This window comes from Secundilactobacillus pentosiphilus (genome assembly GCF_002217985.1).
GTDB lineage: Bacteria > Bacillota > Bacilli > Lactobacillales > Lactobacillaceae > Secundilactobacillus > Secundilactobacillus pentosiphilus.
On sequence record NZ_BCMI01000019.1, the window covers coordinates 21,948 to 32,776 of the forward strand.

General features: G+C 51.2%; 13 protein-coding genes. 7 read left to right on the forward strand and 6 right to left on the reverse strand.

Annotation, left to right across the window (positions count from 1 at the left end):
• Positions 1 to 292: 292 nt before the first annotated feature.
• The 3 genes from CES81_RS09350 (at position 293) to CES81_RS09360 (ending at position 2,329) form a co-directional block, all read left to right on the forward strand.
• The gene (locus CES81_RS09350) at positions 293 to 871 is read left to right on the forward strand and encodes a TetR/AcrR family transcriptional regulator (RefSeq protein WP_089121533.1); all 579 of its coding nucleotides are present in this window, start codon (positions 293 to 295) and stop codon (positions 869 to 871) included.
• Positions 872 to 1,021: 150 nt separating this feature from the next.
• Positions 1,022 to 1,486 carry an ABC transporter permease gene (locus tag CES81_RS09355; RefSeq protein WP_089121534.1) on the forward strand — a complete coding sequence of 155 codons (465 nt, stop codon included), beginning with the start codon at positions 1,022 to 1,024 and terminating at the stop codon, positions 1,484 to 1,486.
• Entirely contained in the window at positions 1,487 to 2,329 is an 843-nt protein-coding gene (locus CES81_RS09360) for a YhgE/Pip domain-containing protein (protein WP_089121535.1), read from the forward strand.
• Positions 2,330 to 2,375: 46 nt separating this feature from the next.
• Here the strand turns inward: CES81_RS09360 and CES81_RS09365 are convergent, their stop codons facing one another.
• Positions 2,376 to 2,870 (reverse strand): MarR family winged helix-turn-helix transcriptional regulator, encoded by a 495-nt coding sequence (locus CES81_RS09365; protein WP_089121536.1) that lies wholly within the window; start codon positions 2,868 to 2,870, stop codon positions 2,376 to 2,378.
• A gap of 144 nt (positions 2,871 to 3,014) precedes the next feature.
• Between CES81_RS09365 and CES81_RS09370 the strand changes: the two genes are divergently transcribed.
• From CES81_RS09370 to CES81_RS09380, 4 genes are all read left to right on the forward strand, one after another.
• On the forward strand, positions 3,015 to 4,226 hold the full coding sequence (locus tag CES81_RS09370) for an alpha/beta hydrolase family protein (protein ID WP_089121537.1): 1,212 nt from the start codon (positions 3,015 to 3,017) through the stop codon (positions 4,224 to 4,226).
• 75 nt (positions 4,227 to 4,301) lie between these two features.
• A complete protein-coding gene (locus CES81_RS09375; RefSeq protein WP_089121538.1) occupies positions 4,302 to 4,760 on the forward strand; it encodes a MarR family winged helix-turn-helix transcriptional regulator in 459 nt (152 codons plus the stop codon).
• Positions 4,761 to 4,925: 165 nt separating this feature from the next.
• Positions 4,926 to 5,099, forward strand: coding sequence for a hypothetical protein (locus CES81_RS13525; protein ID WP_180949774.1), 174 nt, complete (start codon positions 4,926 to 4,928; stop codon positions 5,097 to 5,099).
• 28 nt (positions 5,100 to 5,127) lie between these two features.
• Entirely contained in the window at positions 5,128 to 5,388 is a 261-nt protein-coding gene (locus CES81_RS09380; RefSeq protein ID WP_089087568.1) for a hypothetical protein, read from the forward strand.
• 80 nt (positions 5,389 to 5,468) lie between these two features.
• On the opposite strand, the gene CES81_RS09385 is transcribed toward CES81_RS09380, so the two are convergent.
• From CES81_RS09385 to CES81_RS09405, 5 genes are all read right to left on the reverse strand, one after another.
• Positions 5,469 to 5,816 carry a carboxymuconolactone decarboxylase family protein gene (locus tag CES81_RS09385; RefSeq protein ID WP_089121539.1) on the reverse strand — a complete coding sequence of 116 codons (348 nt, stop codon included), beginning with the start codon at positions 5,814 to 5,816 and terminating at the stop codon, positions 5,469 to 5,471.
• A gap of 212 nt (positions 5,817 to 6,028) precedes the next feature.
• Entirely contained in the window at positions 6,029 to 7,183 is a 1,155-nt protein-coding gene (locus CES81_RS09390) for a hypothetical protein (protein ID WP_089121540.1), read from the reverse strand.
• Between the two features lie 26 nt (positions 7,184 to 7,209).
• On the reverse strand, positions 7,210 to 8,346 hold the full coding sequence (locus CES81_RS09395) for a D-alanyl-D-alanine carboxypeptidase (protein ID WP_089121541.1): 1,137 nt from the start codon (positions 8,344 to 8,346) through the stop codon (positions 7,210 to 7,212).
• 815 nt (positions 8,347 to 9,161) lie between these two features.
• Positions 9,162 to 9,638, reverse strand: a complete 477-nt coding sequence (locus CES81_RS09400; protein WP_089121542.1) for an AP2 domain-containing protein — start codon at positions 9,636 to 9,638, stop codon at positions 9,162 to 9,164.
• A gap of 120 nt (positions 9,639 to 9,758) precedes the next feature.
• The gene (locus CES81_RS09405; protein WP_089121543.1) at positions 9,759 to 10,724 is read right to left on the reverse strand and encodes a glycosyltransferase family A protein; all 966 of its coding nucleotides are present in this window, start codon (positions 10,722 to 10,724) and stop codon (positions 9,759 to 9,761) included.
• Positions 10,725 to 10,829: the final 105 nt, after the last annotated feature.

Consider the following 10,829-nt stretch of genomic DNA (forward strand, 5'->3'; position numbering starts at 1 on the left):
GCCACCCCTGTTAACTTTGACCAGTTGATAGGTGACTTCTTACAGTTGTCTGTTACTAGCCACCGCCTTTGAAGCGGTTTGCATGGGGATTGGTGCTCTAACGCCAGTCCCTTTTTATACTCATATTATAGCACAGAGCACCGGAATCAGTGAGAGTTTGCACACTTTCACTAAGAGGTTTAGTTGAACCGTCCTTAAAGTGAGCCTTGAAATCGGGTAAGCCGTTAAGTTATCCTTGAACCAGTAACTAAGACTGTAAACTGGATCAACTTCCAGATGATAGGGGCAAATCATGACAGACAAACGGATCATTAAAACTGAACGTGATATTAAACAGGCCTTTTTAAACTTACTGAAAACGACGCCGTTTCAAAAAATCAACGTCAATCAGATCTGCAACGAAGCGCTGGTGTCCCGGTCGACGTTTTACGAACACTTTCAGGACAAGTACGATTTACTGAGCCAACTGGTGAAGCAGTACACCAAGCTCTATCAGGAGTTGGTGGAACAGCGGGCTAATCAGATCATCGGTCAAGAAGAGCACGTGCTTTCGATTCCAGACATTGCTGGCACTTTGCTGAAGCACCGCGATGCTTTGAACACCCTGCTCGGCGTTCACGAAGACGGCTTGGATCTGCTGGTGAAGTGGGAAAAATGTCTCAGTAAAACCTGGCACCGGCTGAATCACCACTACGCCGCCGATAAGCAGGCGCCCGACGACTTCGTATCCAGCCTGGAATCGGCCATCGTCCTCAACTACATCCGCTGGTCGCTGAAAAACGGCATGAACGACGACGCGGCTGCCTTAAGTGAGCACATGATCCGCAGTATCTACGGCAACGCCATGGCGCACCACTCGCCTACCAAGTAATTAATTTAAATTAAAGTGTTCGTTATCATACTTTTTAACGCGTAATGTCCGTTATCGGACACTGCGCGTTTTTTTGCAAATTGCCTCCCCTTTTAAAGAGTTTCATACTGATAGTGTGCATTAATTCATATTCACATAGGGGAGGATTTTATGATAAAAAAATGGTTCAAACATCCGTTGACGTATCTCGTGATGTTGCTGCCGGCTGTTATCGGCGCATTTTTCGTGTTAGGCGGCGTGCCTGGTTTCAGTATGCTGCCGACATCCACGGATCAGCTGCGGATCACCATCGTGGATCAGGATCAGACCACGGTGACTAAAAACTTGACTCAGGGCTTAAAGGACAACGTGCCGTTTAAGCACGTAGCCACCACCAGTAACCTGTCGGCTGCCAAGTCCCGCCTGTCCAAGCGGACGGATGCCATGACGGTCCAGTTACCGGCCGGCTTCACTAAGGACGTGGAAGCGGGCAAGAACCCGAAGCTGAACTTCTACGTCAGCGACTCCAACGGGCTGCTGCAAAACAGTATCACCCGCTCAGCCATCAGCTCGATGCAAGACAAGATCGCCGCTCAACTGACCACGGCCAAGACCACAGGCGCCATGGCCCAGTAAATGGCCCCGCAGATCGCTAAAAAAGCGGGCGCACAAGCCCAGGCTAACGCCAAGAAGCAGGCGGCTAAACGAGGCGGCCGGATGAATCCGGCTGCCGCTAAACGGATGCAGCAGAAGATGCAAAAGCAGGTTCAGCAGACCATTGCTAAACAGACCCGTGCGCAGGCTCAGGCCGCGGCTAAAAAGATGACCGCCCACCCTGATTTCCATACCTATCACATGCATCAATTCGGCGGTAATTATCAGTACCAGATGGGACCGATGTTCCTGAACATGGGCTTCTACTTAGGCCTGATGATCTCAAGTATCATCATGTCGTTGATGTTCATGGGTGCCCGGTTTGCCATGGGCAGATGGCGGGCCTTCCTGGCTTCGCAGCTCACCGGTTTGCTGGCAACCGTCATCGGGCCGTTAGTGACGATTGGGACCCTACGTTGCTTCATCCACTTTACCGGCGGCGTCTTCTTATCCCTCTGGGGTAACGAGTGGCTCTTCGGCCTCGGCGCCTTCGAGCTGACCTTCTCACTGGCGCTGTTGCTGGTGGGACTGCCATCGTTCGTCATTCAATTGCCGCTGATGGTCTCGCAGACCATTGCTGGCGGCGCGCTCATCCCGCGTCAAGCCATGAACGGCTTCTACCAGTGGCTCAGCTACCATACACCGATGTATCAAGGGGTCTACCTGACGTACAACGCGATGTTCGGCGGTGGTAACGGCAGTGTTTACAGCACCACGCTTTGGCTGATCATTGCCATTGGTTTGGTCGTCACTACTTTAGTCGTGGCAATCGGCTACCGTGGAAAAGAACCGCGCGGCTTTGCTAAATGGATCAAATTTAACTAAATGAGTGTAAGCGAAAAGCCCGTCAGCAACGGGCTTTTTTGCTACTTTAATTTTCCTGCGTACGCTGAATAAAGTGCTGTTTCAAATTAGCCAGCTGCTGCTTACTGGTGGGATCACCGTACTTGGATGCCAGCCCGGCGATCAGCTGATCCATTAACGCGGCGAACTGCTGCTGTTCGGACTCAGACAGCAATTGCCACTCCGAAATATCCGCCTGGTCGACTTGGCTGAGGCTTGCCCGCCCGGCAGCCGTCAGGCGCACGATCATTTTACGTTTATCTTTTTCAGAACGGGTTTTAGTCACCAGTCCCTTCTTCACCAGTTTGTTAACGAACTCCGTGGTGGACGGCGCCGCAATCTGCAGCTTGGCCGTCAGCTCTTTGAGGGTCAGGCCGTCCTGCTCCCCCAGCGCCATCAGCACGTTGCCCTGGCCTTGGTACAGCAGTTGTGAGCCGGCTTTTTGCTGCATTTCCAGCGTGAAGTACATGGTTAAATCAAAGAATTTTTCCGTCAGCATATGGGTGGTTAGTTCATCAGCCATTTCGTAGTTCCTCCTTATTTTCAGTCCCTACTATACCATAAATCAATTAGGGGGTCTAAATTATCTTGACATTTTAATTAGAACCCCTTATTATTGTAAAAGTTAGCCCACCTAATTAAAATGAATAACGAGGAGTTCTCAATCATGAAAGTTATCTTTAACGATCCCACCTTTTCTTACGAAACCTTACGCACGCTAGGCTATGCCCCTTACGGCGGTGCCGATATCGGCGAAGTGCTGACCACTGCCTCCGCCATCGAGAAAGGCGGCTTTGAAAGCTGGTATACCCAGTGGCACGCCTTAGCCGCCAAGGTCAGCGACCGCGCGGAGCACTACCGCCAGCAAGGTGAAACGCTCAGCGCCAGCCAAAATGATTTAAAGGCGTCCAACTACTACCGCACGGCGGAATTCTTCTTGCACGGCAACCCGGACGACCCCCAGCTGTTAGCAACCTGGTCCAGCAGCCGCGACACCTTCCAGCAGGGAATGCGCCTGTCCGGCAAGCCATTTGAGATCGTTGCGATCCCCTTTGAAGACACCGCCATGCCCGGCTACTTCTATAAAATCGATGACCAGCCCCGCAAAACGCTGCTGGTTCACGGCGGTTACGATTCCACCGGTGAAGAGCTGTACTTCCAGGTGGCGCAGGACGCCTTAGCCCACGGGTACAACGTCCTCACTTTCGAAGGCCCCGGCCAAGGTGCCATGATCCGGGAACAGCACCTGGCCTTCCGCCCCGACTGGGAAGTGGTGGTGTCAGCCGCCGTTGACTATCTCGAAACCCGGCCGGAAGTCCAAAATGACCAAATCGCGCTAATGGGGATCAGCTTCGGCGGCTTACTGGCACCGCGGGCGGCTGCTTTTGACCACCGGCTGGCAGCGGTGATCGCCGATGACGGCTTATTCTCCTTTAGCTTTGCCGACGCGTTCGCCGCCCGGGGCCACGAAATCACCGATTATTCCGTAGTCGAAAACCAGCTGAAACTGCTAATGTCAAAGAGTACCAACGTCCGCTGGGTGATTGAAAACGGCCTGTTCACCTTTGGCGCCAGTTCGATCAGCGACCTCTTCAAGAAAACCGCGGCCTACACGCTGGCCGGGGTCGCTGATCAGATCCAGTGCCCGGTCTTGGTCTGCGAGGCAGCCAACGACGGCTTTTTCCAGGGGCAGCCGGAGATGTTATACAACGCTCTGAACTGCGAGAAGAGTTTACTGACCTTCAACGAAGCAGACGGCGCGGCGGAACACTGCCACATGGGCGCGCTGAACCTGTACAACCAACGGGTCTTCGCCTGGCTCAACCAGATATTTGACAGAATCAACAAACTGTACCGCGTTGGTCGGCATTCCCCTTAATCCCCCACTTACCTGTTATAATGGTTGTGAAGTTAGTTAACCCCCTATGTCATTTAAAGCCTGAAGGTGAATGCTATGACTCACAAAGATGCAGATGCCGATCTCGTTCAGCAAGTCGCCTTACTCAACCTCATCATCATGAGCCAAGTGACCGAAGACCTCGCCCCGTACGAAGTCAACGCGACCAATTACTTCTACGTCATGAAAGTTGCCGAAAACCCGGGGATCAGTAAAAGTGACTTCAATGACCTGGTTCATTTAAATCACAGTACCATCACGCGTGCTATCAATCAGCTGACCAAAAAAGAGCTGATCCGCCAGTCCGTCGACCCTAAGGATAAACGGGCGACCAACCTCTACCTGACCGAAAAAGGCATGCGGCTCAACCGCGGGATCGAACTGTACATCAAGCGGCTCAATGCGGAACTGATGGACCGGTTAGCCCCGGACGAGGTCCTCGTCTTTAACAAAATCGTCAAACTGCGGCGCTCAATCGAAACAAATCGGCCCCACCAGACTGACGACGAAAATTAACCTAAAATTCAAGTGAAAAGTAGTACAAGTTAGGTGCAATTGCACTTAATTTGTGCTACTATCTGGGTAATTTAGAAGGCTTATTTGTGAGGACTCTACCCACCTTTTACCATGAGTCTACAATAAGCCAGTCACCGGCTCATTTTGTCTAGGAAGGACTTCGACATGACCAACAAGCGTATCCGCAAGAAACAGTTGAAAAGGGCCCAAGCCATCGCTCGGGAAGGCTCACCGCAAACGGTCAGTGAAGCCTTGGCGGGTTACGTCGACAAGCAAACCTTTGATGCCAAAAAGGATCCCAGGACGTACCTCAACTCTTTGATCACCGAATCGAAATAACTCAGGTTTTGAATTAGGAGGTAAAAAAATGTTAAACCGGGTTGAACTAACACGTTATTATCACGAAACCGCTAATGTGGACCGCCTGCACGGCGTTTTGCCCTATTATCAGATCTGTACCGACAAGATTGCCCTGCAGTTAGGCCTCAGCACCCAGCAGGTCTTGAAGCTGCTGTCCCACCAGTGCTGTTTAAAAACCAAAACGGCTCAGGAGATTGAAAACACCGCTGGGTTATCAGCCGATTTATTGTTAAAGATCGACGCCGATTACCAGCGCAACTATTTTTAAGTCCAATCACTGTTCAAAAAAAGTGCCTCACGAGACCAGCTGACTGATCATCGTGAAGCACCCTTTTCGTTTAATAACGGTTATTTATTAGCTAAAAAATCTTTGGCTGCCGCCAAGGCTTTGCCGCCGTAGATCACACCGGGACCGCCGCTCATCATGATGGCGACCTTCACCGTGTCGTTGATCTCTTCTTGCGTGGCACCGGCCTTGACCGCGTTGCAGACGTGGTCGGTAATGCAGCCGTCGCAGCGGATGGAAATGGCAACGGCCACCGCCATCAGCTCCTTGGTCTTAGCATCTAACGCGCCGTCACCCACGGCATCGGCGTGCAGCTGCAAAAAGCCGGCACCCGTTTCACCGACCGCACCAAAAACTTGTTTGTACGAAGCGTTCAATTCCTGCATCTTTTCATTGTAATCGACACTCATTGTACCCATCCTTTCTCATTAACGAACACTTTCATTTTACCACGAACAATACGAAAACGCTTTCTGGACGAACCGATTGCCGTGAAAGCAAACAAAGAACCGCCAAGGCAACGCTGCCCTGACGGTTCTTGCAAGTTGTTTTTAGTTGTCACAATGAGGAGAAGCCATGACACTACTTCTGCCATAGTTATATTATATCATGATTTAACGTTCTATTCAGCTTTTCCGACCGCTAAACTGTACCAAGCCAGCTTGCCGTCCGGCGTTTGATCGTTCAAATACGACACTGGAATGTTATTGATGTTATAGATTCCCAGCTTGTAATCGGTCATGGAATCTCGCTTAGCCTGAGTGTAACCCTCTGCATCCAGCAGCTTCTTGACTCCGGCAATCTTGGTGTCGTTGGAAGCCGCCCGGTTATCGTAGAGGTACCGGGAGACTTGGTTGAAGGCGACGATGTCCTTGTAGCCCGTGGTCGGGATCGCGTCATCGTCTTCTTCACCGTCGATCGGCGTTCTGGCGTCGTAGTTGTTCGCGGCGATCTTGGACATCCCTAGGTCAACCGGCGTGTTCGGGAACAGCGCCATGATCGAACGGGTCAGCTTCTGGTAGTTGCTGTCCTTGATGTATTCCAAGTAATCCGCCGTGGAGTTGAAGCCATTGGGATAGACGAAATCGGTGTTGGCGTGATTAGAGGTGTTGCCGGCAGCCAGCAGACTAGCCGCCACGTACCCCTGCACGTCGCCCTTCTTGGTCTTCACCGTCACGTAAGCGTACCAGGTCTGCTTACCGCTGTGCTGCATGCGTACGGAGTTGCGCTTCGTCAAATTCTGGTTGGTGTAATCCTTCAGGTTCAAGCGCACCTTGGTGTGCGTCCAGTCCCACAGATAAGCGTTCTTGGCGGGATCAGCTAAATGAAACGGGCCGCCGGCGTAAGTCGGCTGGCCGTAGCGCTTGCTGGTCACTTGGTAACCCTTGCTGTTGTAACCCTTAGAAAGGTAGCCGCTCCAAACCCAGCCGACCTTGGTCTGAGAAAAGTTAGTGACCCGGACGTACTTCGACTTGCCCTTAGTCCCGGTAGCTGTCTGGTACCAGGTGTAGCTAGGGTAGTTCTTCAAATTATGCAGTTTCTTCGTGTGCCGATCGTTCCACATGTACACCGACTTTTTGGCCGACTTCAAATGGTACGGGGTGACCTTGGTATACTCGTTGTACATAAACGTCTCGTCTAACTTGACGTGCTTAAACACGGTATTCGAAGCCACCGCGATCGACGGCGCATCTGCGTGCGCTGGCACGGCCGTTAAACCCAGTAAGCCTAAGGTTACCGCCAAGCCGGCGATAGTTGTTTTCAATCCTGTTCGCATATGATATTCTTCCTTATCTTTATAAATTATTCTGCCTTACCAATTGCCAAACCGTACCAGGCCATCTTACCGTCTGGGGTCTGATCGTTCAGGTAGCTGAGTTTAATGTTGTTGATGTTATAAACACCCAGTTTGTAGCCGCTCAGTGAATCCCGCTTAGCTTGGGTGTAACCGGCCTCGTCCAGTAGCTTCTTGACGCCGGCGATCTTTGTGTCGTTGGAGGCGTTGCGATTGTCATAGAGGTACTTGGAAACCTGGTTGAAGCCGACGATACCCTTATAACCGCTGGTTGACATCGGTTCATAGTCATCATCGCCATCAAGCGGTGTCCAATCACCGTAGTTGTTAGCCGCAATCTTGGACATCCCCAGATCCACCGGCGTGTTCGGGAACAGTGCCATGATCGACCGGGTCAGCTTTTGGTAATTGCTGTCCTTAATGTATTCCAGGTAATCCGTCGTGCTGGTAAAGTCGTTCGGGTAGACCACGTCCGTGTTGGCGTGATTAGTCGTCTTACCAGATGCTAATAAGCTAGAGGCCACGTAACCCGATACGGTGCCCTTCTTAGTCTTAACATCCACGTAAGAATACCAGGTCTGCTTGCCGTCGTGCGCCATACGCACTGAGTGGCGCTTGTAGAAGGATTGGTTCGTGTAGTCCTTTAAGTTCGCGCGGATCTTAGTATGCGACCAGTCCCACAGGTAAGCATTCTTGTTAGGGTTAGCCACATGGAAGTATTCGCCCGCGTAAGTTGGCCGACCATAACGCTTGCTTACGACCTGGTAATGCTTGCTGTTATAGCCCTTAGACAAGTAACCGGCCCAGACCCAGCCGCGCTTAGTCATCGGAAAGTTGGAGACCTGAACGTACTTTGACTTGCCCTTGTAACCCGTTGCCAGCTGGTACCACGTATAGCTGGAATAGTGTTTCAAGTTATACAGTTTCTTCGAGTGCATGTCGTTCCACATGTAAACCGACTTCTTGGTCGACTTCAAGTGATACGGCGTGACCTTGGTATACTCGTTGGCAAAGAAAGTCCCGTCCTGCGTCACGTGCTTAAACACTGTTGGCGTCACCAACGCGTTAGCGGAGACCGTCGATAGACCAAACGCCCCTAACGCGGCCGCGACGCCGGCTAATGCCGCTTTGAATTTTGTTTGCATGATTTTTCCTCCCCTAAATAAAGCCGTAAATAATGGCACTTAAAATAGCCTCTTAACGCCTTGAGTATAGCAAAGTTAGCTGTTTATAAACAATGCTTTTGCACCTTAATTGTTGTTAAGATTTGTTAAAGGCACCCCTCCGCTACTAGAAGGTTGAACCGCAACCAATTATTTGATTCAATGACTTACAGCCGGTTCATTTTTGAGACATTATTTTAATTTGTCTCAACTTTTCGTAAGCCGCTAAAATCAGTAGGTTGACACGCTCACTCATGATACAATTTTAGATGTTGCCTACCCACACCGCAACGGTTGGGAGGTGTTGAAAATGATTCATTTCTTAATGTTTCCTTTGATAGTTTCAATGGTTTCTATCTGGTTCACGGATTGGTTAGACCGTAAACACCGGAAATAGTTTTGGGGCAACAATTTAACCCACCCGCAATCATCATTTCAGCGCAAAAAAGAGCCTTAGCAGGCACAACTGCTAAGGCTCTTGGTGTTGAAATGATTCATTTCTTATTTCCAAATTCATTATACCATGTCCGGCACTCATAGCAAACCTAAAGCTTCATCTTTAAGCCTAAAAAGATCCTCAGCAGTAGCCCCTGCTGAGAATCTTGGTGTATGGTGATTAAGTATTTAATCGCAAGGCTATTGTATCATGATTCCAGCACATCGCAAACTTTTAAGTCTCCTACATAACCCAAAGGGCCCCCGCAGTCACACCTGCTGGGGGCCTCACTATTGAAACGTTCATCTCTCGATTATCTCAAGTATTGCTCACAGCGAACTTTTCGCTGCTCCTCCGAAGCTTACTGTTCCCGGTTAACCGGCTGCTTAAAGTACTTCTCCTCAGCTTCTTTACGCAGTCTGACCGCCTCTTGGAAATCCGAGGTCACGTGGTTTAAGACGTACTTGCCGTGATACATCATCCGGGCAACGAAGCGCTGGGATTGCGTGTCAAAGGACACCCCGATGACCCCCGTCCGGTTGCGCTTGCCCATATAAATACTGGAGAAGCCGACGCCGTACTCGTTTTTCAGCGGGTTGCCCTGGCTGGCTAAAAAGGCTTCGTTGTTGCTGGCTTCCTTGCGGGCCACTTCCCGCCGCAGGCACCCGCAGCTTTTGGTGATCCCGCGGCGCAGCGAATAGCCGTCAACGACCACGTGGTTGCCGCAGTCACACACGCATTGCCAGCGCATATTGCCATTAGATCCTGTATAATCCGCTTTTCCTTCGACGTATAAGCGGCCAAATTTTTGATGTGTCAAATCAATCATTTTGCTCATGACAGTCAGCCCCCTCAGCATTATTATTCAGGTCGAATTCACCCGGAAACGGCTTTTTAACGGCGTGTACTTTCCGGGTGCCTGCGACCCGTTATCAGCAAATGATTTGTGCAAATGAGTCTAGTTCTTCGTGGCAGCCACCTTGCTCAGCGCTTGGATGTAGCCGTCAAATAACTGCGGCTCTTTGACCCACGGTGCTTCCGGCGACTGGTCGGTCAGCTTCAGATGTTCGACTAAAGCCTGCACGTTTTGCCAGATGCCGGCGTTATTTTGAACCAGCAGCCAGAAGGCCTGGTCCACCCGATCCCGTTCTGTTTCGGGAACTTGTTTGCTCTGGGTGTAGTAGCGCACGCAAGCCTTCGAAAACTCGTTGATGTACGTCATCGGGTCGATCTGCTGCAGGGTTTCAAAGAACTTGCCCAGCATCGTGATCTGCTCAACGGAAGCCTGCCGCGGCATCGGTGCCAGCACTTCCGAACGGATATCGCGGCTCAGGAACTGGGCATAAGCGATCTCGTTGACTTCAATGTCAGCCCGGGACAGGCAGTTGACCAGCCGGCTGTAAAACTCATCGGAGTACTTGCCCACCGCTTGCCAGGCCACGTGGTACTGGTTCAGAAACGCCCGCTTGAACCAGCGGCCCCGTGCCGTCATGAAGTCGCGGCCGACCTTATACTGCGTGGTGCGCGTCCGGGTCATATCCTGCTCCAGCACTAGCCCGGTCAGCACGTCAGCGTCCTGGTTCTGCGCTGCCGTAGCACTGAAGGTCTGGATCACGCTGGTCTGGTTCAGCAGGCCGTCGGGGCCCATGAACATCACGTAGTCGCCGTTAGCCACCCCCACGCCATGCTGGAAGGCTTCTTCCCATGACAAAACATTTGCCGGATTTTCGTAGTGGACGTCGAGGTTCTTGAACAGCCGGAACTGATCCACGTTTTGCAGGCGGTACTGCCCGTTATCCACTAAAATGACCTCGACATCACGGAAATCAATCCCCAGTTGATTATTGATGGATGATAGCGGGATCGCTAAGTCATCCTCCCGTGCATCGTTCACCGCAATAATGATACTCAAACGCTTTGCCATAGTATTCTCCTCCTTGTATTTTTGCTATGTATGAGAAGGCGGCGTAAACCGTCTTCCCCAGAAGAAAGGCTGCATCATCGCAGGACAATTGCGACGTGCAGCCTC